This is a genomic window from Actinoplanes sp. NPDC019969, assembly GCF_055562375.1.
Window position 1 is genome coordinate 1,315,494 of sequence record NZ_JBVHFK010000001.1, and the last position, 22,774, is coordinate 1,338,267.

Here is a 22,774-nt window from a genome sequence, read left to right on the forward strand (position 1 = left end):
CGCCTGCCGGACTCAACTTCGATTTGACGATGTGCGCGGCCGTGGCATCATTGAGTCGGTTCCACTCAACCTTGTACGTGAACCAGCTCCTAGTGAGCCCAGCTGTGAGAAGCGAGGAACACCATGGCACGTGCGGTAGGCATCGACCTCGGCACCACGAACTCCTGCGTAAGCGTTCTGGAAGGAGGCGAGCCCACCGTCATCGCCAACGCGGAGGGCTCCCGGACGACCCCGTCCATCGTCGCCTTCGCCCGCAACGGCGAGGTGCTGGTGGGTGAGGTCGCCAAGCGTCAGGCGGTGACGAACCCCGACCGGACCATCCGCTCGGTCAAGCGGGAGGTCGGCACCAACTGGTCGATCGACATCGACGGCAAGCAGTACACGCCCCAGGAGATCTCCGCGCGCGTGCTGATGAAGCTCAAGCGCGACGCCGAGGCCTACCTGGGCGAGCAGATCACGGACGCGGTCATCACCGTCCCGGCGTACTTCAACGACGCGCAGCGCACCGCGACCAAGGAGGCCGGCGAAATCGCGGGCCTGAACGTCCTGCGCATCGTCAACGAGCCCACCGCCGCCGCTCTGGCGTACGGCCTGGACAAGGGCTCCAAGGAGCAGACCGTCCTGGTCTTCGACCTCGGCGGCGGTACCTTCGACGTCTCGCTGCTCGAGCTCGGCGACGGCGTCATCGAGGTCAAGTCCACCTCCGGTGACAACCACCTGGGCGGTGACGACTGGGACCAGCGGATCATCGACCACCTGGTCAAGACCTTCCGCGGCGAGCACGGCATCGACCTCTCGCAGGACAAGATGGCCCTGCAGCGTCTGCGTGAGGCGGCCGAGAAGGCGAAGATCGAGCTCTCCGCCGCCACCACCACCAGCATCAACCTGCCCTACATCACCGCCGGGGCGAACGGCCCGCTGCACCTGGACACCTCGCTGTCCCGGGCCGAGTTCCAGCGGATGACGCAGGACCTGCTGGACCGCTGCAAGGGCCCGTTCGAGGCCGCGATCCGCGACGCCGACGTCAAGCTCGCCGACATCGACCACGTCATCCTGGTCGGCGGCTCGACGCGGATGCCCGCGGTCACCGAGCTGGTCAACAGCCTGATCGGCCGCGAGCCGAACAAGGGCGTCAACCCGGACGAGGTCGTCGCCGTCGGCGCCGCGCTGCAGGCCGGTGTGCTCAAGGGTGAGGTCAAGGACGTCCTGCTCCTCGACGTGACCCCGCTGTCCCTGGGCATCGAGACCAAGGGCGGCATCATGCACAAGCTGGTGGAGCGCAACACCACCATCCCGGCGCACCGCTCCGAGGTCTACACCACGGCCGACGACAACCAGCCGTCCGTGCTGATCCAGGTCTACCAGGGCGAGCGCGAGATGGCGGCGGGCAACAAGAAGCTCGGCACCTTCGAGCTCAGCGGCATCGCCCCGGCGCCCCGCGGCGTCCCGCAGATCGAGGTCTCCTTCGACATCGACGCGAACGGCATCGTGCACGTGTCCGCCAAGGACCTGGGCACGGGCAAGGAGCAGAAGATGACGATCACCGGCGGCTCCGCGCTGCCGAAGGACGACATCGAGCGCATGATGCGCGACGCCCAGGACCACGCGGACGACGACAAGAAGCGCCGCGAGGAGGCAGAGACCCGCAACCTGGCCGAGCAGCTGCAGTGGCAGACCGAGAAGTTCCTGGCGGAGAGCGGCGACAAGCTCCCCGAGGACAGCAAGAACAAGATCGGCGAGGCGCTCGGCGAGCTGCGCAGCGCCCTCGGCGGCACCGACATCGAGAAGATCAAGTCGGCGCACGAGCGGCTCTCGCAGGTCTCCCAGGAGGCCGGTTCGCTGCTCTACTCGCAGGGTGAGGCCCCGCAGGCCGCCGCGGGTGGCGCGCCGGGCGGTGCCCCGGGCGCCGCGCCGGGTGGCGCGACCGGCCCGGCCGCCGGTGGCGACGACGTGGTCGACGCCGAGATCGTGGAGGACGACAAGAAGTGAGTGCCAAGGACGACGAGAACGACGGTCCGGCGACCGAGCGGGAAGTCATCCAGGGCGAGATCGACGAGACGACCGAGGAGACTTCCGCCAAGGAGCCGGTGGAGAAGCCGGCCGGCGCGCACCGCGCCCCCGAGGAGGAGGACGAGACACCGGTGGCGGAGGAGGCCAAGCCCGGCCTCGGCGCTGAGCTGGAGGCAGTGCGGGGCGAGCTCGACGAGCGGACCCACGACCTCCAGCGGGTGACCGCGGAATATGCCAACTACCGCAAGCGGGTCGACCGCGACCGGGGTGCGGCAGCCGAGCAGACGACCGGCAAGGTCCTCACCGACCTGCTGCCGGTTCTGGACGACATCGATCGGGCCCGGGAGCACGGTGACCTGGTCGGCCCGTTCGCCTCGGTGGCGGAGCAGCTCACCGCGGTGACCGGCAAGCTGGGTCTGGTGCCGTTCGGCGAGAAGGGCGACCCCTTCGATCCGAACCGGCACGAGGCGGTCGCTCACCAGACGTCCGCGGATGTCACCGAGCCGACCTGTGTCGAGGTGATGCGCCGGGGATACACACTGGGCGAGCGGCTGCTGCGCCCGGCTCTGGTCGCGGTCGCCGATCCGGAGTGAAATCAGTGACTGTGTCCCGCTCGCCGGTTCGCCGGCGGGCGGGACGTCGCCGAGTCGAGGAGGTGGACTGACATGAGCTCGAAGGACTGGCTCGAGAAGGACTTCTACGCCGTTCTCGGCGTGAACAGGTCTGCCTCCCCCGACGAGATCAAGAAGGCGTACCGGAAGCTCGCCCGCGATCTCCATCCCGACCGCAACCCGGACAACAAGGAGGCGGAGGAGAAGTTCAAGGCCGCTTCCGAGGCGTACGACGTGCTCGCCGACGACAAGAAGCGCAAAGAGTACGACGAGATGCGCTCGCTGTTCGGCTCAGGCGCGTTCCGGCGCGGGGCCCGGGGCGGCGGTGGCGCCCAGTTCGACCCGTCGGACCTGTTCGGCGGTTTCTCCGGGGCGGCCGGCGGCGCCGGTGCGGACCGGCGGTTCGGCGGCACCGGTTTCTCCGACATCTTCAGCTCGATCTTCTCCGGCGGCCAGGGCGCGCCCGGCCCGGCCCGGCGCGGGCCGCAGCGTGGCCGCGACGTGGAGACCGAGGTCACCCTCGACTTCACCCAGGCGGTCCGGGGCACCACCCTGCCGCTGACGCTGCGCACACCGGGCGCCTGTGACAACTGCCGGGGCAGCGGGGCCAAGCCCGGCACCACCCCGCGCGCGTGCCCGAAATGCCACGGCAGCGGCCTGATCTCCAGCAACCAGGGTTCGTTCAGCTTCTCCGAGCCGTGCCGGGACTGTCAGGGCTCGGGCAGCATCGTCGACGAGAAGTGCGGCGAGTGCCGGGGCACCGGCGGGGTCACCAAGACCCGCACGATCAACGTCCGGTTCCCCGCGGGTGTCGCCGACGGGCAGCGGATCCGGCTCAGCGGCCGGGGCGAGCCCGGCGACCGCGGCGGTGTCGCCGGCGACCTGTACGTGCAGGTCAAGGTGCGGCCCGACGACCTCTTCGGCCGCAGCGGCGACGACCTGACCCTGGTCGTCCCGATCACCATCGTGGAGGCGGTGCTCGGCACCGACCTCAAGGTGCCGACCCTGGACGGCCCGGTCACGCTGCGGGTGCCGCCGGGTACCCCGAGCGGCCGGAAACTGCGGGCCCGGGGCAAGGGTGTGGTCCGCAAGGAGGGCCAGGCCGGCGACCTGATCGTCACGGTCGACGTGCAGATTCCGGCGGGCGTGTCCGGCGAGGCCCGGGACGCGCTGGAGAAGTTCGCGAAGCTCACCCCGCCGCCGGGGCGTGAGCGGCTCGAGGCCCGTCTGCGCCGGGCCGGTTGATCCCTCTCGGGAGGTGGCACATGTATGAAGAGATCAGCATCTCGATGGAACAGGCCTCCGACGCGAAGGTTTTGATCATCTCGGTGGCGGCCCGGCTGGCCGGGATGCACCCGCAGACCCTCCGGCAGTACGACAGGCTCGGCCTGGTGCAACCCGGCCGGGCCGGCGGTGGCGGCCGGCGGTACAGCGAACGGGACGTGGCGCTGCTGCGCGAGGTGCAGCGGCTCAGCCAGGAGGACGGTGTCAACCTGGCCGGGGTCAAGCGCATCATCGGCCTGGAGCAACTGGTCGGCGACCTGCAGGAACGGGTTGCCGAGCTGGAGCAGCAGCTGGATGCGGCGTACACGCGGATCGCCCAGATGGAGGCGATGAGCAACCCGTACTCGGGCCGCGATCTGGTTCGTCAGCAGACCCACTCGACGGCTCTGGTGGTGTGGCGCCCGCGCCGCTCCTCGGACAGATGACAGCGGCGGCCCCTCCCGGAGGAGAGGCCGCCGCTACAGCATGTAGTCACCGGCTGAACACGTTGCGTGTTCAGCGGCGGTTGAAAAGGCCCAGTCTGCGCGGGTAGCGCACCAGGCCGCCCTCCAGCCAGTCGTGGTGGTCGAAGAGCTCCGGCCGGGTCATCAGCACCCGGCAGTTGTGCGCCCAGATCTGCATCGGCTCGTCGCCGACCTCCTCCGCGCGCTCCACGAACTTCTTGAGCCGGCGCTTGCGCTGCCCGCTCGCGTTCTGCCGCACCCCGTCAGCGGCGTAGATGTACATGCAGTGCTGCGCGAACCGCCGGGCCGGGCACTGCCGGTCCATGGCGAGCTCGAACAGGGTCGGGCCGAGCACGTCGCCGGAGATCAGGAGATCCCAGTCCTTCGGCATGCTGCTCAGGGGAACGGACTCAGGGTTGTACGCCCAGGCCTGCAACTCGTCAGGCCGAGGATCGACCGGATTGCCGAAACCGAGGAATGTAGCTTCACGCACGCTCACGCCGCCGCCTCACTCAACCGTCAACATCAACGGTCGGCGTCACACGCTGACCATAGTGTCGAACGTCCCAATACTCAGAGTCGTCGCCGCGCAACGGTAGCGTGCGGAGTGTCGCTGCGGAAGTGTCAAGGCCTCACATTCAGATACTGGACAGTAACTTTAGGCGTTTTTAAAAGAGGCGCAGGTCACTCCGGGGATGGCAGCGGCTTTTGGGTGGCTCGTTGCGCCGCCATTCGCTTTCGGACGAGCTCCTTGAACCAGGCGTAGTCCGGCAGCCGGGCCAGCATCGGACCGGTCACCACGGTGATCAGCACGTAGGCGGTGGCCAGCGGCGCCAGCCGGGGGTCCACCCCGTAGACCACCGCGAGCCCGGCGATGACGATCGAGAACTCGCCGCGCGGCATCAGCGCGAGACCGGCCCGGATCCGGCCGGGTAGCGCGATCCCGGCCCGCCGTGCCGCCAGATAGCCGGTCAGCACCTTCGTCAGCATGGTCAGCACCGCCAGCCCGAACGCCGGCAGCAGCACCGGCGGCATGTCGGCCGGATTGGTGGAGAGTCCGAAGAAGACGAAGAACACCGCGGCGAACAGGTCACGCAGCGGCGACAGCATCTGGGTGGCGTGGTGCGCCACCGGGCCGGAGATGGCGATGCCGACCAGGAACGCCCCGACCGCCTCGGACACCTTCAGCTCACCGGCCACCCCGGCGATGAACAGCGTCAGGCCGAGCACGCTGAGCAGCAGGGCCTCGGGATCCTTCACGGACATGAAGCGGCTGATCTCACCGCCGTACCGGATCGCCACCACCAGGACCGCGATCACCGTGACCACCGCGACGCTCAGCGTGCTCAAACCGTTGGCCAGGCCGAGACCGGCCAGCACCGCGGTGACCACCGGCAGGTAGAAGGCCATCGCCAGGTCCTCGATGACCAGCACCGAGAGAATCACCGGGGTCTCCCGGTTACCGACCCGGCCCAGGTCGCCGAGCACCTTCGCGATCACCCCGGACGAGGAGACCCAGGTGATGCCGGCCAGCACCAGCGCGGCTTTCCAGTCCCAGCCGAGGATCAGCGCGAACGCGGCGCCGGGCAGGGCGTTGAGCACCATGTCGATCAGCCCGGCCGGGGCCGCCGAGCGCAGGTTGCCCACCAGCTCGTCGGCGGAGTACTCCAATCCCAGCATGACCAGCAGCAGGATGACGCCGATCTGGGCGCCGATCGCGATGAACTCCTCGCTGGCCGAGAGCGGGATCAGCCCGCCCTGGCCGAACGCGAGGCCGGCCAGTAGATAGAGAGGAATCGGGGACAGCCCGAAGCGGCGACCCAGCCGACCGAGCATCCCCAGGCCGAACAGGAGTGCGCCGATCTCGATGAGCAGGATCGTCGTGTGGTGTTCCACGGGGCTCAGCCGTCGTCGTCGCCGGCCAGGATGGCGGTGACGCCGTCCAGGCCGTTCCGGGTGCCGACGGCCACGACCACGTCGTTCGCCTCGAACCGGAACTCCGGGCCGGGTGAGGCGATCACCTCGCGGTCGCGGAGCACGGCCACGATGGAGGCGCTGGTCCGGCTGCGCGCGCGGGTGTCGCCCAGGAGCCGGCCCACGAACGGGGAGCCGGCGGGCAGCGCGACCTGCTCGGTCAGCAGTCCCGCGGCCTGCTGCCGCAGGCCCGCTAGCTGACCCAGCATCAGTGAGGCGCCGAGCACGTCGGCCAGGGCCTCGGCCTCGTCGTCGGTGAGCGGTATGGAGGCCAGGCTCGAGTCGGGATCGTCCACGTCGTAGAGCACCAGGTCGCGGCGGCCGTTGCGATGCGACACCACCCCGACCGTCCGGCCCGATGAGGTCACCAGGTCATGCCGGACGCCGATTCCCGGCAGCGGAGTCTGTTCCACCCGTACGCGCACGATCTCTACGTTAGCGCCCGGTCTGGTGATGCTGGTCACCAACGTGACGAACGGCCTCGTCCGGGGACGGCCGTCGGGGCCGGCCGGCCAGCAGGAGCAGCAGGCCGGCCACGCTGAGGCCCAGGTTGATGGTGAAGGCCGTCCGGAAGCCGAACTGCTGAGCCACCCCGAACAGCGGCGCGGCCAGCACGTTCCCGATCGGGAAGGTGTTGGTGAACAGGGTGGTGGCCCGGCCCGGCTGGGACGGCATCATGTCCTGCACGTAGGAGATGCCGAGCCCGGACGTGGCGGAGATGAAGAGGGCGTTCAGCAGCTGTGCCGCGGCCAGCATCCATACCGCCGAGGACAGCATGGCCGCGGCCTGGTAACCGACCGCGCAGACCGCGCCGATCAGGATGATCCGGCGCAGCGGCATCCGGGTGGAGAGCATCCCGAAGCCCAGCATCAACGGGATCTCGAGGGCGGCGCAGAGGCCGAGGATCAGGCCGGCGTCCCGGATCGACCCGTTCAGTTCCTCCGGTACGAACAGCGGCAGCACCTGCCCGCCCAGCACCATCGTGGTCTGCAGCAGGGTGAAACCGATCAGGATCGGGATGAGGATCCGGGGCGTCCGAGCCGGTGGTTCGTCGTCCGGGGCGGCCGCCGGCTCCGGTGCCCGTACCTCGGGGAGGAAGCGGAAGGCGGTCAGGGCGGTGATCGCGTAGAGGACGGCGGCCGGGCCGTAGACGTAGCGGAAGTCGCCGACGTCCAGCAGCAGCGCGGCCAGCGAGGGGCCGCCGACCCAGGCGGTGGAGAAGACGGTGCGCAGCGCGTTGATCCCGAGCGCGGACCGCTTCGGATCGTCGCGTTGCAGCACCTGCCGGGCGTACGCGAAGGATTGTGGATAGAGCGACCCGGCGACCGCCGTGAGCGTCGCGGTGATCGCGAGCAGCACCCAGTAGTCGCGGATCACCGAGGTGAGCCCGGTGGCGGCGAAACCGGCCAGGGCGGCGGTGATGAGCAGCGTGCGCCGGATCGGCCAGCGGTCCGAGATCCGCGCGATCACCGAGGACATCGCCACCCACGAGATTGCGTTGACCAGGAGGAATACGGTGACCTGAAGCGGGCTGGCGTGCACCGCGGTGGTGAGGAACAGGCCGAGGTACGGGCCGACCATCGCACTGGCGATGCCGGAGGTGAGGATGACCAGGCCGAGGGGCAGAAGGCGGCGGGACAGATCGCTCAGCACCGGCACGTCCGTACCCTACGGCCGCTCGACGACACGCGCTAAAGTTGAGCGCGCTACGCTCAAGTCTGTCGTGTTGGCTTCAGGGGAGTTCATGAACACCGAACGCTTGACCACGAAGAGCCGCGAAGTGATCACGTCCGCGGTCGCCGACGCAGGCCGCCGTGGGCACGCCACGGTCGAGCCGTGGCACATGTTGCAGGCACTGCTCGACACCGGTGGGTCCACCGCCACCGCGTTGCTGCGGGCCGTCGGCGCCAATCCGGTGGAGATCCGTCGCGCCGCCGTCCGTGCGATCGAGCAGCTGCCGTCCGCCCGCGGCGCCAGCACCGTCGAGCCCAGCCTGTCGCGCGAGTTCGTCAACGCGATCGGCTCCGCCGACCTGATCGCGAAACCGCTCGGCGACGAGTATGTGTCGACCGAGCACCTGCTGGCCGGCCTGGCCCGGGTGGGCGGCGCCGTCTCCGCGGCGCTGAAGGACGCCGGCGCCACCGAGGAGGCGCTGGTCGGCGCGTTCCCGCAGGTCCGCGGCGGGGAGCGGCGGGTCACCAACGCCGACCCCGAGCAGACCTACAAGGCTCTGGAGAAATACAGCGTCGACCTGACCGCGCTGGCCCGGGACGGCAAGATCGACCCGGTGATCGGCCGGGACGCCGAGATCCGCCGGGTGGTGCAGGTGCTGTCCCGCCGGACCAAGAACAACCCGGTCCTGATCGGCGAGCCGGGCGTCGGCAAGACCGCGATCGTGGAGGGTCTGGCCCAGCGGATCGTGGCCGGCGACGTGCCGGAGACGCTGCGCGACAAGAAACTGGTCTCCCTCGACCTCGGTGCGATGGTCGCCGGCGCGCAGTACCGGGGCCAGTTCGAGGAGCGGCTGAAGAGCGTCCTGGAGGAGATCCGCAGCTCCAACGGGCAGGTCGTCACGTTCCTCGACGAGCTGCACACGGTCGTCGGCGCCGGCAAGGGCGAGGGCTCGATGGACGCCGGCAACATGCTCAAGCCGATGCTGGCCCGCGGTGAGCTGCGCATGGTCGGCGCCACCACCCTCGACGAATACCGCGAGCACATCGAGAAGGACCCCGCCCTCGAGCGGCGCTTCCAGCCCGTGGTGGTCGGCGAGCCGACCGTCGAGGACACCATCGGCATCCTGCGCGGCCTCAAGGGGCGTTACGAGGCGCACCACCGGGTGCAGATCACCGACGCCGCCCTGGTCGCGGCCGCCAGCCTGTCCGACCGCTACATCAGCGACCGGTTCCTGCCGGACAAGGCGATCGACCTGATCGACGAGGCCGCCTCCCGGCTGCGCATGGAGATCGACTCCCGCCCGGTCGAGCTGGACCAGCTCCAGCGCCAGGTCGACCGGATGCGGGTGGAGCGTCTCGCCCTGGAGAAGGAGACCGACCCCGCCTCGGTGGCCCGGCTGGAGCGCCTGGTCGCCGACCTCGCCGACCGCGAGGAGGAGCTCACCGCCCTCACCGCCCGCTGGGAGCGCGAGCGCGGCGGGCTGAACCGGGTGGGTGAGCTGAAGAAGCAGCTCGACGAGGCGCGCGCGGCACAGGAGCGGGCCCAGCGCGACGGCGAGCTGCTCGAGGCCTCCCGCCTGCTGTACGAGGTGATTCCCACCCTGGAGAAGGAGATCCAGGCCGCCGTCGACTCGGAGGAGACCAGCGAGCCGCCGATGGTCAAGGAGGAGGTCGGCGCCGACGACATCGCCGAGGTCGTCTCCTCGTGGACCGGCATTCCGGCCGGCCGGATGATGGAGGGGGAGACCGCCAAGCTGCTGCGCATGGAGGAGTCCCTCGCGGCCAAGGTGATCGGCCAGCGGGAGGCGGTCGAGGCGGTGGCCGGCGCGGTCCGGCGGGCTCGGGCGGGCATCGCCGACCCGGATCGGCCGACCGGCAGCTTCCTCTTCCTCGGCCCCACCGGTGTCGGCAAGACCGAGCTGGTGAAGGCGCTGGCCGGGTTCCTCTTCGACGACGAGCGGGCGATGGTCCGCATCGACATGAGCGAGTACGGCGAGAAGCACTCGGTGGCCCGGCTGGTCGGCGCCCCGCCCGGCTATGTCGGCTATGAGGAGGGCGGCCAGCTCACCGAGGCGGTCCGCCGCCGGCCGTACAGCGTGGTGCTGCTCGACGAGGTGGAGAAGGCCCACCCCGACGTCTTCGACCTGCTGCTGCAGGTGCTCGACGACGGGCGGCTCACCGACGGCCAGGGCCGGACCGTCGACTTCCGCAACGCGATCCTGGTGCTCACGTCGAACCTGGGTTCGGCCACCTCGGATTTCACGATGAGCGACGAGGAACGCCACGACGAGGTGCTGGCCGCGGTCCGGGCGCACTTCAAGCCCGAGTTCCTGAACCGGCTCGACGACATCGTGGTCTTCCACGCCCTCACCAAGGAGGACCTGACCGCGATCGTCGACATCCAGCTCGACCGGCTCCGCAGCCGGCTCGCCGAGCGCCGTCTCGGTTTCGAGGTGCGGCCGGCCGCGGTGGCCTGGCTCGGCGAACACGGGTACGACCCGATCTACGGCGCCCGGCCGCTGCGCCGGCTGGTCCAGTCCTCGATCGGTGACCTGCTGGCCAAGGCGTTGCTGGCCGGGGACATCCGGGACGGCGACACCGTGGTGGTCGACCTGGGCGAGTCGAAGGACGGTCTCTCGGTCCGGCGCGGCTCCTGACGATGTGAAACGGCCCCGGGGTGATCCCCGGGGCCGTTCGTCAGTCGCTGCCCGCCTCCCGTTGCCGGTAGGCCTGCGTCATCAGTACGTCCGTGATGGCGTGCTCGCCCTCCGCGGACCAGATCCGTATCCCGTCGCGATGAAGCTGATACCGGACGTCCTTGAATCGCGTCCGGCTGTCGTCATGGTGCACGATGTCCAGGGTGTCGGCGTGGGGCATGGGACTCACCGGTCCTTGTCATGTCTGGGGCGGCCGCGGTGTGGTCACGCGGCCTGCGCAATCGGAATGGCGCCGTCAGCCGGTCTGCCTCGGCCCCGGGGGTGTGTGCGCGGGGCGGGCGACTCATGCGGGCACGGTGTGCCTCTGGAGCCTTGTGCTTCCAGGAGGACGCCACGGCATCGAAGTCTAGGGGGCGGTGTCGAGGCGTGTCGCCACCCGATGGAGGGACGGTTTGCGATCGTTTGGGGCCATCGTTGCCCGATGTTGCCACACGGTCGCGAAGGGTGAGGCTCGGTCGCGGGATATGGCGCTCGACGGATACCGTGAATTGATCTATAGGAGGCCCTTGTGACCGTACCGACATATCAGGTGCCCAGCCCGGCGCCTGGCCGCCCGGTGACCGTGACCATCTCGTCGCTGCTCCTCTATCTGGTCGCCGCCATGCAGCTGGGGGTCGCGGCCCTGTCCGTGTCGTTGATCGGTCCGATGACCGACGCCTACGAGGTGGCCTTCGACGACCTTCAGGGCGCCGGCGACGTGGCCTCCGTCTTCCGGTTCGTGCTGGTCGCCGCGGCGGTCGTCTATGCGCTGATCGCGATCGGGCTCGTCGTCCTGGCGATCTTCAACAACATGGGCCGGAACGGGTCGCGGATCACCACCTGGGTCTTCGCCGGTCTGGGGCTCTGCTGCAACGCCCTGTCGCTGGGCGGATCGGCGGCCGGCACGCTGGCCAGCGGCGCCGCCGACACCGGCTACCAGGAGGCCCAGATCGAGCGGCAGATGGAGGCCGCGCTCCCGGCGTGGTACGACGCGGTCGGCTACCTGACCACCGGCGTGACCGTCCTCGGGCTGCTCGGAGTGATCGTCCTGCTCGCCCTGCCGGCCTCGAACGCGTACTTCCGCAAGCCGGCGGGCTGGAACCCGGCGATGCCCTACCCGGCGTACCCGGGTTACCCGGCCCAACCCGGTTACCCCGCTCAGCCCGGTTACCCGGCGCAGCCCGCCTATGGTCAGCCGCAGCCCGGATACCCCCAGCCGCAGCAGCCCTCCTACCCGGCCGCCGCGTACCCGCCGCCGACGTCGGCGCCGCCCGCGCAGAACCCCTACAGCTCGCCCGAGCAGAGCCACTTCGGTTCGCCCGAGCAGTACGGCAGGCCGGGAGAGCCCGCGCCGGGACTGCCGCCGTACCCCGGCCAGGAACAGCCGACCCCGCAGCCCGGCTCCGACCCGTGGGCGGCGCCTCCGCAGATCTCGCCGCCCTCCTCGGCGCCACCGGCGGCGCCGGAGAGCCCGGCAGCGCCTCAGGACAGCCCGGCCCCGCCGTCGCCGACCGACAACCCGCCGCCGCCCAGCCAGCCCTGACTGATCTCTTTCGGACCGGTTCATCCCTCGCGGGTGGGCCGGTCCGGCCACTTCCGGCCCCCGTACGCGATAGGTTCTTGCCAGCCGAACCCGCGGGAGCCCATCGATGTCGTACGCCGCACCGCCGCCGCCTGCCGTCGAACCCCGGCCCGGCGGCCGTCCCACCGCTGTCACGATGGCTGCCGTGGTGCTCTGGACGATGGCGGTGGCCGGCCTGACCTACGCCGTCGGTGTGGTCGCGGTGACCCCCGGCGTGGTCGGCCGGTTCCGGGACGCCGCGCCCGGCTCCGCCGCCGCGGACAACTTCGTCACGGTGATCTGGCTGGTCGCCGCCCTGTCCCTGGCCCTCGGGCTGATCTTCCTGGCGCTCCTGGTGGTTCTCGGCATCGGGGTGCGCCGCGGCAGCCGGGTGGCTCGCGCGATCACTCTGGGCGTCTGTGGCCTGGGCCTGGTGGCCGGCGCCGCGACGTTGGTGGTCCTGGGGGTGCAGCGGGCCGGGGAGGCCGTGCCCGGCACCCTGAGCGAGGCGCTGAACGGCGCGTACCCGTCCGGCTGGATCACCCTGAACGTCTCGGTGGCCGGGGCCCAGGTGGTGGCGTACCTCTTGGTGGGCGCTCTGCTGCTGGCCGCCCCGCGGGAGTTCTTCGCCGGCAGAAAATCCGTGGACCAATTCGTGACGACGGCTACACCGTCCGAGTGGGCTGTCCCACAATCGAAGCCTTTTGTTACCGGCGGGTCCGAACCCGATCAGTTCTCGGATCTGCCCGTGCTGTCGAAGTCGGCGTCGAAGCCGGAAGACGAGTACTGGTCACGACCGGCGGAGTGAGCGGTTCCGTATCGACGACTGTGGGTCACTCGAACGGGTACCGTCCGTTTATGTCGTTGTCACTCGATCGGCTGTCCGGATAGATCCAGATGGGCCGTACGGTGGGTGTTCTCGCCCGTACGGGCAAACGTGATTTGGTGGGTTCACAGCCTCTTCACAGCGCAGCCACCAGGTGGCCCTGAGGTGCGCGGAGGTAGCCTTCCGTCGTTAGGTGCTTTGAGCAGCGTCTATGGTCAAGGGAAGGGCGGAGGTCGGCCGAAAAATCTGTAAACCTTCTTTACAGAGCAAGGCTAAGCTGCGCGTCAATAGTTCCGTTCGGGCCTGCCGGGGTGAAAGATTCCGGTTTTTGTACAGCCAGTACGCTCGATGTCATGAGTGCACGGCACGACCTGGGTAAATTCATCACTGAATTGTCCGTCGCGCAGCGTGGTGTCGTGCTTTCATCGGGTCGTGGGGTGTGCGGCGAACTGATGATCGCGCAGTGTGGCGTGATGGTCTCGACGCGTTCCGTGTCGAGTCGTCGTCGAAGATCGGTGGGGCGAGAATCGACGAATTGACAATGTGGCCGGCCTCACTCCCCGGTGCGGGGATCGAGACCTCGACACGGATGGGTAGCGACCAGATGGCGACTGAGGCGTTGCAGGAGGCAGAGACCGAAGTCGTCATCGCACGATCGGAGGACCGGGTGAGGGTGTCCGGTCGTCCGACCCGGCGATCGATGTCGGCCTTACGGCCTGAAAGTTAGCCGGTTCGTTCCTGCGGACATGCAGGAGAATCGATGCAGTTGGTGGAAGGATGGAGATCGTGGGAACTGCGTTGGCGGAAATGACGATGCCTCAGATCTCGCCGCTTGCCGGCGAGCCTATTGAACGCGCTGACGCTGAGCGCCTGGCGGGAGTGCTGAAGGCGCTCGCCGACCCGGCCCGGCTACGGCTGCTGAGCCTCATTCAGTCCGCGACTGATGGTGAGGCGTGTGTCTGCGACCTGACGGCCCCCCTGGGTCTGTCGCAGCCGACCGTGAGCCACCACCTGCGGATCCTGACCGAGGCGGGTCTGCTGGAGCGGGAGAAGCGGGGTGTGTGGGCGTACTACCGGCTGGTGCCGACCGCAATCGCCACCATCGCCGACCTGCTGACCCCGCCGCGGAAGCGGGCCACCAAGAAGGCCCGTTGAGTTTTCGGTGACGGAGCCTGGCGTCTCGACTATGGGGGCGTGACGCCAGGCCGAGGACCCCGGCCCCGCGACGGCCGGCGGACCTGAGGAGGAACGGGTGAACTACGTCCCCGGTGACCTGCGTGACCAGCTCGCGCACGTGGGTTACGACGTGGTGCAGGCGGGCCTCGTCTGTGGATCGGGCGGCAATCTGTCCGCTCGCATTCCCGGCGAGGACGCCATCTGGGTGACCGCGAGCGGATCATGGCTGGACCGGCTCAGCCGGAACGCCTTCGCCCCGGTGCGGATCTCCGACGGGGGCACCGCCTACGTCGGCGGCCTGCCGGCGCCGACCATCGAGCCGACCAGCGAGTTGGCATTGCATCTCGCCCTCTACCGGGCCCGGCCGGACGTCAACGCGGTGGTGCACCTCCACCCGCAGACGGCGCTCCTGCTGGACGCCCTGGGCGAGCACATCCGGATCGTGACCACCGACCACGCCTACTACCTACGGCGGGTGTCGACAGTGCCGTTCCGGCTGCCGGGCACCACCGAGCTGGCGGCGCTGACGGCCGCGATGGCCGCCGACGGCACCGACTGCCTGGTGCTCAGCCAGCACGGCTGTGTGGTGATGGGCGACTCCGTCGAGCTCGCGCACAAGCGGGCCCGCAATCTGGAGGAGGCCGCCTCGCTCACCTACCGGGCGCTGACGGCCGGCCGGCTGGAGAACCTGCGGGACTGCCCGGAGGAGTTCCTGGAGCGGCTGTCCGGCTCCGCGGCCGTCACGGTCTGAGGGAGACCACGAAAAGGCCGGCCCATCGGGCCGGCCTTTCGTGTGTGCCTAGCGGTTGTTGTCGTAACCCTGGGAGGGCCCGTACTGCTGCGGCGGGTACTGCTCCTGGGGCTGCGTCGGGTAGCTCTGCGGGGCCGGGTAGTACCCCTGCTGCGGGTAGGCCGGCTGCTGCGGATCCTGGTACTGCGGCTGCTGGTACTGGGGCTGCTGCCACTGGTCGTACTGCTGCGGCTGCTGCGGCTGCTCGAAGTGCTCCTGGTACTCCTCGCGGGCGGCGTCGGCCAGACCCGCCACGCTCGCCGCGGCGACCACACCGATGGCGGCGGCCGGCTCCACACCCTTGTGCAGGCCGTTCTTCTTGGCCTTGCGCTCGCGGAGGATCTCGATGCCGATCGGCAGCACCGAGATCAGCACGATCAGCACGACCACCGGCAGGATGTAGTGGTCGATCTTGTCGCCGATGGCGTCGTAGATCTGCTGGGCCAGCAGGTAGCCGATCAGGATGATGCCGTCGGTCCAGAGGATCGCGCCGACGACGTTCCAGAGGAAGAACTGCTTGGCGGGCATGCCCAGGGTGCCGGCCACCGGGTTCAGGAAGGTCCGGACGATCGGGATGAAGCGGGCCAGCACCACGGCCTTGGCCGGGCCGAACTTCTCGAAGTAGTACTCCGCCTTCTCGACGTACTCCTTCTTGAAGAGCTTCGACTCGGGCTTGTCGAACATCCGGCGCCCGTATCGGGCACCGAGCCAGTGGCCGAGCTGCGCGCCGACGATGGCGCAGATCGGCGCCCCGATCAGCAACGCCGTGATCGACAGCTTGCTCCCCGGCCCGAAGATCGAATCGGCCACGTTGGAGGCCGCGACACCCGCCAGGAACAGCAGGGAGTCGCCCGGGAAGAAGAAGCCGACCAGCAGGCCGGTCTCGGCGAACAGGATGGCCAGGACACCCGGCACCCCGAAGGCGTTGAGCAGGTCCTTCGGGTCCATCGGGTTCAGGGCTAGCTGCTCGGTGAGCGCTTGGATGTCCACGAGGAGCCAGGGTACCGGCCCGCGGGGGGCCGGTACCTGTATGAATGCTGTGCGATGCGAGACGTGACGCTCCGGTCACAGACGGGGGTCGACAGGCTCCGACTCGGCGGCCAGGATCGCGAACACCAGTTCGTGCACCCGCCACGGCGGCGCACCCTCGGCCAGCCGGTCCAGCGCCGCCAGGCCCAGCCCGTGCTCGCGCAGCGCCAGCGCCCGTTTCCGGCCCAGGTTGCGCTGCCGCAGACGCTCCAGCTGTTCCGGCCGGGTGTACTCGGGGCCGTAGATGATCCGCAGGTACTCCCGGCCGCGGCATTTCACGCCGGGCTGCACCAGGCGGCCCTTCTCACCGGTCACGGCCAGGCCGGCCCACGGCTTGACCACCATGCCCTCCCCGCCGGCGCCGGTCAGCGTCAGCCACCACTCGGTCGCGGCGGCCTCCGACGCCGGATCGGCCAGGTCCACGATCATCCGCCGGGTGGGCGTGAAGATCTCCGGGTCGGCGGCGACCAGCCGGTCGGCCAGGGCGAGGTGCCAGTCATGGTCCTTCTTCGCGTACGAGACGCCGGCCCCGGCCAGGAACGCGAACGGCGCCAGTGTCACCCCGGTCAGCCCGTCGGTCGGCTTCACGTACGCCCGGTACGCCGCCGAGTACCCGTCGATCTCCGCGGACCGCAGTTCGAGGCGGTCTCGCAGCCCGGCGACGTCCAACCCGCGCCCGGCCGCCTTCTCCAGCACCGACAGGGCGACCGGCAGCGCGGCCCGGCCGGCGGCGCCCACCCCGGCGTACTGGTGCCGGATCAGACTGCCCGCCTTGGCCGACCACGGCAGCAGCTCGGCGTCGATGAGCAGCCAGCCGGTCTCCAACTCGGCGAAGATCGGCGCGGCGGCGGCCCGGACCCGGGCGAGCAGCGGCTCGTCCAGCTCGGGGCCGAAGAACGGGCGGCCGGTCCGGGTCCAGATCGCGTCGCCCTCGCCGGACGCCGAGACGCGGACCACGGCGCGGGAGCCCATGTGCTTCTCCTCGCACACCACCCGGTCCACGCCGGCGGCCCGCAGGTCGGCGAAGGCGGACGACGGGTGCTCCAGGAAACCGTCGACGGTCGAGCTGGTGCACGGAGCCATCGTCGGGGGGAGCCAGACCAGGGTCTCCGGGTCGACGGCGAACCGGCCCATCACCTCCAGGGCGGCGGCGGCGTTCTCGGCGGGGACGGTCGTGGTCCCGTACCCGAAATCGATGTGACGCCGCCCGATGACATCCGCAAGGTCCAGGCCCTGCTCGGGTTTGGTCTCCGTGAAGATCGGGCGGACCGGGGCGTAGTGCTCCTTCTCCGCCGGGACCGCGACGATCTCGCGGGACGGCCAGCGCAGCGCGGTCAGCTTCCCGCCGAAGACGCAGCCGGTGTCCAGGCAGATGGTGTTGTTGATCCACTCCGGGGTGGGGGTGGGCACGTGGCCGTAGACGACGGCGGCGGAACCGCGGTACTCCCGGGCCCACGGGTAACGGACCGGCAGCCCGTACTCGTCGGTCTCGCCGGTGGTCTCGCCGTAGAGCGCGAAGCTGCGCACCCGGCCGGACGCCCGGCCGTGGTACGCCTCCTTGAGCCCGGCGTGCGCCACCACCAGCTTGCCGTCGTCGAGCACGTAGTGGCTGACCAGGCCTTCGATGAAGGTCCGCACCTCGGCGACGAACTCGTCCGGCTCGGCGGCGAGCTGTTCGAGGGTCTCCGGCAGGCCATGCGTGAGCTGTACGTTGCGCCCGTTCAGCTTGCGGGCCAGCTTCTGCTCGTGGTTGCCCGGCACACAGATCGCGTGGCCGGCCGCGACCATGCCCATCACCAGGCGCAGCACGCCCGGCGAGTCCGGCCCGCGGTCCACCAGGTCGCCGACGAAGACGGCCTTCCTGCCCTCGGAGTGGACGGCGTCCACCGGGCGGCCCTTCTCGTCGCGGGCCAACTCCCAGCCCAGCTCGGTCAGCAGCGTCTCCAGCTCGGCGCGGCAGCCGTGCACGTCGCCGATGATGTCGAACGGCCCGTGCTCGTCCTTGCGGTCGTTGAACAGCTTCTCGTAGCGGATCTCGGCCGCCGCGATCTCGTCCACCCCGCGCAGCACGTGGATCTTGCGGAAGCCCTCCTTGGCGAGCTGGTTCAGCGAACGCCGCAGGTCACGGTTCATCCGGGTGAGGACCCGGCGATCGAAGGTACGGTCCTCGCGCGCCTGCGTCCGCTCCCACGCCAGCGCCTCCGGCACGTCCAGCACGATCGCCACCGGCAGCACGTCGTGCTCACGGGCTACCTTGACCAGGCCGGCCCGGGCGTGTGCCTGGAGGTTCGTCGCGTCGACCACGGTCAGCCGGCCGCCCGCGAGCCGTTTGCCGGCCACGTAGTGCAGGGTCTCGAAGGCCTCCGCCGACACCGACTGGTCGTTCTCGTCGTCGGCGATCAGGCCGCGGAAGAAGTCCGAGGACAGCACCTGGGTCGGCGTGAAATGGGTGCGGGCGAACGTGGACTTGCCGGAACCGGAGATGCCGACCAGGGCCACGAGCGCGAGCTCGGGAACGTCGATGATCATGCGGTCACCTCCTTCGTTTCACGGGCGAACAGGGCGAGCTGGGTCGGGGCGCCGGTCGTCTCGTGGTCGTCACCGACACCACGGATCGTGACGGTGTAGCCGTAGGCGTCCGCGACCCGGCCGGCCCAGGCGGCGAACTCGGCACGGGTCCACTCGAAGCGATGATCCGAATGACGCATCCCGGTGAGACCCTCGTAGTGCACGTTGTACTCGACGTTCGGCGTGGTCACGACGACGGCGCCGGGCTGCGCGTGACCGAAGACGGCGGCCTCCAGCGCGGGCAGCCGGGGCAGGTCGACGTGCTCGATCACCTCCATCAGCACCGCCGCGTCGAACCCGCGCAGCCGGTCGTCACGGTAGGTGAGCGCGGTCTGGATCAGCTTGACCCGGTCCTTCTGCCGTTCGGGAAGCCGGTCCAGCCTCAGCTTGCGGGCCGCCATCTCCAGCGTGCGGGTGGCCACGTCGGCGCCGACGATCTCGGTGAAGCTCCGGTCCTTGAGCAGCGCGGCCAGCAGGGCGCCGCCACCGCAGCCCAGGTCCAGGACCCGGGACGCGTTCACCTCGGCCAGGGCGGCCAGGACGGCGTCGCGGCGCTGCTCGGCCAGCGGGGCGCGGCGGGCCACCGGCAGCTCCGCCTCCTCCTCGGTGACCGGCTGATCCGCTTCGAGCAACTGCAGCGCGGTGGTCGCCAGCGAGCGGCGATGGGCCAGGTAACGGCGGGCGATCAGCACCTTCTCCGGGTGGGCGGCGAGCCAGCCCTCACCGGAGCGCAGCAGCTTCTCGATCTCGTCCGGGGCGACCCAGTAGTGCTTGCCGTCGTCCAGCACCGGGAGCAGCACGTAGAGGTGGTTGAGCGCGTCGGCCAGCCGGATCTCGCCGGTCAGCAGCAGGTCGACGTACCGGCTGTCGCCGCCGATCTCCGGCTCGAACGGGATCGGGGTGGCCGTCACCGTCCAGCCGAGCGGCGCGAACAGGCGGGTCACCAGGTCCGGCGTGCCGCGCAGCACGGGCACCCGGATCTCCAGCGGGATCGCGGCGGCGGCCAGCTCGGGACGGTCCTTCGAGGCGCCGCGCAGGGCGGTCCGGAAGACCTTCGCCATCGCGCTGGCCAGCAGGCTGGACGCGGCGTAGGGGCGGTCGTTCACGTACTGGCTCAGCTCGAAGGCGTCCTTCTGCGCCCGGAGCATCTGCGGGTCCACGTCCAGCATCAGGGCGGCGGTGCAGCGGTCCTCGGTGTTCTCGGGGTAGAGGACGTACGCCGTACCGGTGGGCACGTCGAAGGAGTGCACCCGATCAGGGTGCTTGACCAGCAGATATCCCAGGTCCGTGGCGGGCCGGTGGGTGGTCGTCAGAGTGAGCAGCACACGCCGATCCTGTCAGCGCGGGGCGAATCCAGCGATCGATTTGCGTCGCGCCGCAATGATTCCGGGACCCGGTCCCGTCGTAGGAGCGGAGGTGACCGTGACCTACGAGGAATTCGCCGACAGCCGGCTCAGCGCCGGATCTGGGGCCTGCTCGCCCGGCTGCCACGCCGGCAGCGGGCCGCCCTCGTCCTGCGCTACTACGAGGACCTGCCCGACCAGGAGATCGCCGACATCCTCGGCTGCGCCGTCGGCACGGTCCGCTCGTCCATCTCGCGAGGGCTCGGCGCGCTCCGGGCGGAACTGGTGGAGACCCCATGAGCAAGATCGAGGAAGAGCTGCGGGCGGCGTTCGCCCGGCACGAGGCCGACACCCCGGCCTCCGATCCGGTCCGCGCCGGGATCGATGTCGCTTGGGTACGGGCGAAGCGCCGCCGTGCCTGGCAGCGTGTGGCCGGCGCGGCCGCCGCGGTGGTGCTGGCCGGCGTCGGCGTGCCGGTCATGGCGGGCCGGTTCGGGCACGGGCCGGTCCCGCCGGTGCTGCCCGCGGCGGGCCTCGACGGGCCGGTCGACGTGCTGCTGCTCGGCAGCGACCGCAGGCTGGCCGACACGGTCATGCTGCTGCACGTGACCGCCGACCGGAAGCGGGCCTACCTGGTCAGCCTGCCCCGCACCGGCGTGCTGCCGTCCGGGGAGCGCCTCAACGCGACCCTGTTGCGCGGTGCCGCCGCGACCCGGGACGCGGTGCGGTCGCTGACCGGGGTGGAGATCGACGCGACAGTGACGGTCGGCCTGCCGGCGCTCACCGCGGTCACGGGGGCCGTCGGTGGCGTCACCGTGTGCGTCGAGCAGGGCATCGTCGCGCACAGCAAGCGCAAGGCCATCCCGGAGGGCTGCCAGACGATCGGCCCTGAGGAGGTGGGACCGCTGTTGCGGGGCCGCTACCAGCTGCGTAACGGGTTATATGACCGGGATGCCCACAATCGGTCCTTCCTGCGCTCCCTGTCACAGAAGGTGACGGTCGGTGGGATCGACCTGGGCGAGCTGCAGGGCCTGCTGGCTGCGGCGACGGACGGGATCACCATCGACGGGGACAGGCTGGGGCTGCTGCGGCTGGCGGCCTCGCTGGACCGGCCGGAGCTGGTCGGCATCGGCGCGCGCTCGGCTGCCGGCGGGCCGGAGGGCAGCCCGGCCGAGGCGATCTATCCGCAGGTCGGGGCCGGGCTGTTCGCGGCGATCCGGGCGGACCGGGTGGGCGAGTGGGCCGCGGCCCACCCGGATTTCGTCGACGGCTGAGCGCCGTCAGCGGTAGTCGTCGTCGAAGTCGACGGTCCGGTTGTCCTCACGGCCGTCCCAGTCGCCGGCCTCGGTGGGCCGCCGCTCGTCACCGGCGTCGTCCGGCCAGCCGGGGACCGCGGCCATCGCCTGCTCGGCCGCGTCGACCTCGGGCGTCTCCAGGTCGAGCTCGGCCATCGGGTGCGTCATGCTTCGGCTCCCTTCCGTCTCTCGGCTGCTCCTCGTCCATGGTGCGGCTTCCCCCGTCCGGATGCCGCACAAACAGGCATCCGCCCGGTTTGTGGCAGCCGGGCGGTGTGAATTTCGGGGCAGTTTCCGTTACGCAACGCGACTGCGGAATACTGCCTGCTGGAGGACAGCGCGGTCCTGCCCTCTGCTGCCGTGAAAAAAGAGCAAGGAGCGCATCCGATGCCTATCGCTTCTCCCGAGGTCTACGCCGAGATGATCGATCGCGCCAAGGCCGGCGCGTTCGCCTACCCGGCGATCAACGTGACGTCCTCGCAGACCCTCAACGCGGCCCTCCAGGGCTTCGCCGAGGCCGGCAGCGACGGCATCATCCAGATCTCCACCGGTGGCGCCGAGTACGTGTCGGGCCCCACCATCAAGGACAAGGTCGTCGGCGCCGTGGCGCTGGCCGAGTTCGCGCACCACGTCGCCAAGAAGTACTCGATCAACGTGGCGCTGCACACCGACCACTGCCCGAAGAACCACCTCGACGGCTTCGTCCGCCCGCTGATCGACATCTCCGCGGAGCGGGTCGCCAAGGGTCAGGCGCCGCTGTTCCAGTCGCACATGTGGGACGGCTCGGCCGTGCCGCTGGAGGAGAACCTCCAGATCGCCGAGGAGCTGCTCGCCAAGACCGCCGCTGCCAAGATCATCCTGGAGATCGAGGTCGGCGTCGTCGGTGGCGAGGAGGACGGCGTCTCCGCCGCGATCGACGACAAGCTGTACTCGACCGTCGAGGACGGCCTGGCCACCGCCGCCGCCCTGGGCCTGGGTGAGAAGGGCCGCTACCTGACCGCCCTCACCTTCGGCAACGTGCACGGCGTCTACAAGCCGGGCAACGTCAAGCTGCGCCCGGAGATCCTCAAGGAGATCCAGGACGCGATCGGCGCCAAGTACGGCAAGGAGAAGCCGCTCGACCTGGTCTTCCACGGCGGCTCCGGCTCGCTGCTGTCGGAGATCCACGGCGCGCTGGACTACGGCGTGGTGAAGATGAACATCGACACCGACACGCAGTACGCGTTCTCCCGCCCGGTCGCCGACCACTTCTTCAAGAACTACGACGGCGTTCTGAAGATCGACGGCGAGGTCGGCAACAAGAAGGCGTACGACCCGCGCGCCTGGGGCAAGCTCGCCGAGAACGGCCTCGCCAAGCGGGTCGTCGAGGCCGCGCAGCACCTCCGCTCGGCCGGCACCTCGCTCGGCAAGTAATCACCCGATCCACCGGCGGCGGCCGGTCCCCTTCGTGGGGACCGGCCGTTGTTGTCTTGCAGGGTTACGCAGAGGCACGGGT

22 protein-coding genes are annotated in these 22,774 nt (G+C 70.0%); 13 read left to right on the forward strand and 9 right to left on the reverse strand.

What is annotated here, in order from left to right; all coding sequences use genetic code 11:
• Positions 1–123: 123 nt before the first annotated feature.
• From dnaK to ACZ3II_RS06255, 4 genes are all read left to right on the forward strand, one after another.
• A complete protein-coding gene (gene dnaK / locus ACZ3II_RS06240) occupies positions 124–1,989 on the forward strand; it encodes a molecular chaperone DnaK (protein WP_465516502.1) in 1,866 nt (621 codons plus the stop codon).
• Positions 1,986–2,603: a nucleotide exchange factor GrpE gene (grpE, locus tag ACZ3II_RS06245; protein ID WP_465516503.1), complete on the forward strand. Its 618-nt coding sequence runs from the start codon at positions 1,986–1,988 to the stop codon at positions 2,601–2,603. Before dnaK ends, grpE begins: the two co-directional genes overlap by 4 nt.
• Positions 2,604–2,675: 72 nt before the next feature.
• Entirely contained in the window at positions 2,676–3,866 is a 1,191-nt protein-coding gene (dnaJ, locus tag ACZ3II_RS06250; protein WP_465516504.1) for a molecular chaperone DnaJ, read from the forward strand.
• A 20-nt stretch (positions 3,867–3,886) separates the two neighbouring features.
• Entirely contained in the window at positions 3,887–4,330 is a 444-nt protein-coding gene (locus ACZ3II_RS06255; RefSeq protein WP_465516505.1) for a heat shock protein transcriptional repressor HspR, read from the forward strand.
• A gap of 70 nt (positions 4,331–4,400) precedes the next feature.
• Here the strand turns inward: ACZ3II_RS06255 and ACZ3II_RS06260 are convergent, their stop codons facing one another.
• The 4 genes from ACZ3II_RS06260 to ACZ3II_RS06275 form a co-directional block, all read right to left on the reverse strand.
• Positions 4,401–4,847, reverse strand: coding sequence for a hypothetical protein (locus tag ACZ3II_RS06260; RefSeq protein WP_465516506.1), 447 nt, complete (start codon positions 4,845–4,847; stop codon positions 4,401–4,403).
• A 185-nt stretch (positions 4,848–5,032) separates the two neighbouring features.
• Entirely contained in the window at positions 5,033–6,184 is a 1,152-nt protein-coding gene (locus tag ACZ3II_RS06265; RefSeq protein ID WP_465516630.1) for a cation:proton antiporter, read from the reverse strand.
• Between the two features lie 65 nt (positions 6,185–6,249).
• Complete coding sequence (locus ACZ3II_RS06270) at positions 6,250–6,747, reverse strand: cation:proton antiporter regulatory subunit (protein ID WP_465516507.1); 498 nt, start codon at positions 6,745–6,747, stop codon at positions 6,250–6,252.
• Positions 6,748–6,757: 10 nt separating this feature from the next.
• Positions 6,758–7,981, reverse strand: coding sequence for a sugar efflux transporter (locus ACZ3II_RS06275; RefSeq protein ID WP_465516508.1), 1,224 nt, complete (start codon positions 7,979–7,981; stop codon positions 6,758–6,760).
• Between the two features lie 85 nt (positions 7,982–8,066).
• Here ACZ3II_RS06275 and clpB point away from each other — a divergent pair, with 85 nt between their 5' ends.
• Positions 8,067–10,652 carry an ATP-dependent chaperone ClpB gene (clpB, locus tag ACZ3II_RS06280; protein WP_465516509.1) on the forward strand — a complete coding sequence of 862 codons (2,586 nt, stop codon included), beginning with the start codon at positions 8,067–8,069 and terminating at the stop codon, positions 10,650–10,652.
• 40 nt (positions 10,653–10,692) lie between these two features.
• Here clpB and ACZ3II_RS06285 read toward each other — a convergent pair whose 3' ends face one another.
• Positions 10,693–10,872, reverse strand: coding sequence for a hypothetical protein (locus ACZ3II_RS06285; RefSeq protein ID WP_465516631.1), 180 nt, complete (start codon positions 10,870–10,872; stop codon positions 10,693–10,695).
• Positions 10,873–11,220: 348 nt separating this feature from the next.
• On the opposite strand from ACZ3II_RS06285, the gene ACZ3II_RS06290 reads away from it, so the two are divergent.
• The 5 genes from ACZ3II_RS06290 (at position 11,221) to ACZ3II_RS06310 (ending at position 15,005) form a co-directional block, all read left to right on the forward strand.
• Complete coding sequence (locus ACZ3II_RS06290) at positions 11,221–12,234, forward strand: hypothetical protein (RefSeq protein ID WP_465516510.1); 1,014 nt, start codon at positions 11,221–11,223, stop codon at positions 12,232–12,234.
• A 106-nt stretch (positions 12,235–12,340) separates the two neighbouring features.
• Positions 12,341–13,060 (forward strand): hypothetical protein, encoded by a 720-nt coding sequence (locus ACZ3II_RS06295; RefSeq protein ID WP_465516511.1) that lies wholly within the window; start codon positions 12,341–12,343, stop codon positions 13,058–13,060.
• A gap of 371 nt (positions 13,061–13,431) precedes the next feature.
• Positions 13,432–13,617 (forward strand): hypothetical protein, encoded by a 186-nt coding sequence (locus ACZ3II_RS06300; RefSeq protein ID WP_465516512.1) that lies wholly within the window; start codon positions 13,432–13,434, stop codon positions 13,615–13,617.
• A gap of 238 nt (positions 13,618–13,855) precedes the next feature.
• A complete protein-coding gene (locus ACZ3II_RS06305) occupies positions 13,856–14,233 on the forward strand; it encodes an ArsR/SmtB family transcription factor (protein ID WP_014440216.1) in 378 nt (125 codons plus the stop codon).
• A gap of 97 nt (positions 14,234–14,330) precedes the next feature.
• Positions 14,331–15,005: a class II aldolase/adducin family protein gene (locus ACZ3II_RS06310; protein ID WP_465516513.1), complete on the forward strand. Its 675-nt coding sequence runs from the start codon at positions 14,331–14,333 to the stop codon at positions 15,003–15,005.
• Positions 15,006–15,053: 48 nt separating this feature from the next.
• Here the strand turns inward: ACZ3II_RS06310 and ACZ3II_RS06315 are convergent, their stop codons facing one another.
• The 3 genes from ACZ3II_RS06315 to ACZ3II_RS06325 all read right to left on the reverse strand — a co-directional run bounded on the left by ACZ3II_RS06315 (position 15,054) and on the right by ACZ3II_RS06325 (position 19,966).
• Positions 15,054–16,034, reverse strand: a complete 981-nt coding sequence (locus ACZ3II_RS06315; RefSeq protein ID WP_465516514.1) for a DedA family protein — start codon at positions 16,032–16,034, stop codon at positions 15,054–15,056.
• A 75-nt stretch (positions 16,035–16,109) separates the two neighbouring features.
• Positions 16,110–18,602 carry a polynucleotide kinase-phosphatase gene (locus ACZ3II_RS06320; protein WP_465516515.1) on the reverse strand — a complete coding sequence of 831 codons (2,493 nt, stop codon included), beginning with the start codon at positions 18,600–18,602 and terminating at the stop codon, positions 16,110–16,112.
• Entirely contained in the window at positions 18,599–19,966 is a 1,368-nt protein-coding gene (locus ACZ3II_RS06325; protein WP_465516516.1) for a 3' terminal RNA ribose 2'-O-methyltransferase Hen1, read from the reverse strand. Before ACZ3II_RS06325 ends, ACZ3II_RS06320 begins: the two co-directional genes overlap by 4 nt.
• Here ACZ3II_RS06325 and ACZ3II_RS06330 point away from each other — a divergent pair.
• Complete coding sequence (locus tag ACZ3II_RS06330) at positions 19,940–20,284, forward strand: sigma-70 family RNA polymerase sigma factor (RefSeq protein WP_465516517.1); 345 nt, start codon at positions 19,940–19,942, stop codon at positions 20,282–20,284. The genes ACZ3II_RS06325 and ACZ3II_RS06330 overlap by 27 nt on opposite strands.
• Complete coding sequence (locus ACZ3II_RS06335; protein WP_465516518.1) at positions 20,281–21,258, forward strand: LCP family protein; 978 nt, start codon at positions 20,281–20,283, stop codon at positions 21,256–21,258. The genes ACZ3II_RS06330 and ACZ3II_RS06335 overlap by 4 nt, the downstream gene beginning before the upstream one ends.
• 6 nt (positions 21,259–21,264) lie before the next feature.
• Here the strand turns inward: ACZ3II_RS06335 and ACZ3II_RS06340 are convergent, their stop codons facing one another.
• Complete coding sequence (locus ACZ3II_RS06340; protein ID WP_465516519.1) at positions 21,265–21,447, reverse strand: hypothetical protein; 183 nt, start codon at positions 21,445–21,447, stop codon at positions 21,265–21,267.
• A 219-nt stretch (positions 21,448–21,666) separates the two neighbouring features.
• On the opposite strand from ACZ3II_RS06340, the gene fbaA reads away from it, so the two are divergent.
• Positions 21,667–22,692, forward strand: coding sequence for a class II fructose-bisphosphate aldolase (gene fbaA / locus ACZ3II_RS06345; protein ID WP_043525720.1), 1,026 nt, complete (start codon positions 21,667–21,669; stop codon positions 22,690–22,692).
• Positions 22,693–22,774: the final 82 nt, after the last annotated feature.

What these genes read in the sequence shown, in the direction of transcription:
- dnaJ (WP_465516504.1), top strand. Translation starts at nt 2,676, where the DNA reads ATGAGCTCGAAGGACTGGCTCGAGAAGGACTTCTACGCCGTTCTCGGC.
- ACZ3II_RS06255 (WP_465516505.1), top strand. Translation starts at nt 3,887, where the DNA reads ATGTATGAAGAGATCAGCATCTCGATGGAACAGGCCTCCGACGCGAAG.
- ACZ3II_RS06320 (WP_465516515.1), bottom strand. Translation starts at nt 18,602, where the DNA reads ATGATCATCGACGTTCCCGAGCTCGCGCTCGTGGCCCTGGTCGGCATC.
- ACZ3II_RS06340 (WP_465516519.1), bottom strand. Translation starts at nt 21,447, where the DNA reads ATGACGCACCCGATGGCCGAGCTCGACCTGGAGACGCCCGAGGTCGAC.
- dnaK (WP_465516502.1), top strand. Translation starts at nt 124, where the DNA reads ATGGCACGTGCGGTAGGCATCGACCTCGGCACCACGAACTCCTGCGTA.
- clpB (WP_465516509.1), top strand. Translation starts at nt 8,067, where the DNA reads ATGAACACCGAACGCTTGACCACGAAGAGCCGCGAAGTGATCACGTCC.
- ACZ3II_RS06265 (WP_465516630.1), bottom strand. Translation starts at nt 6,184, where the DNA reads ATGCTCGGTCGGCTGGGTCGCCGCTTCGGGCTGTCCCCGATTCCTCTC.
- ACZ3II_RS06335 (WP_465516518.1), top strand. Translation starts at nt 20,281, where the DNA reads ATGAGCAAGATCGAGGAAGAGCTGCGGGCGGCGTTCGCCCGGCACGAG.
- ACZ3II_RS06295 (WP_465516511.1), top strand. Translation starts at nt 12,341, where the DNA reads ATGTCGTACGCCGCACCGCCGCCGCCTGCCGTCGAACCCCGGCCCGGC.
- ACZ3II_RS06305 (WP_014440216.1), top strand. Translation starts at nt 13,856, where the DNA reads ATGGAGATCGTGGGAACTGCGTTGGCGGAAATGACGATGCCTCAGATC.
- ACZ3II_RS06300 (WP_465516512.1), top strand. Translation starts at nt 13,432, where the DNA reads ATGAGTGCACGGCACGACCTGGGTAAATTCATCACTGAATTGTCCGTC.
- fbaA (WP_043525720.1), top strand. Translation starts at nt 21,667, where the DNA reads ATGCCTATCGCTTCTCCCGAGGTCTACGCCGAGATGATCGATCGCGCC.
- ACZ3II_RS06285 (WP_465516631.1), bottom strand. Translation starts at nt 10,872, where the DNA reads ATGCCCCACGCCGACACCCTGGACATCGTGCACCATGACGACAGCCGG.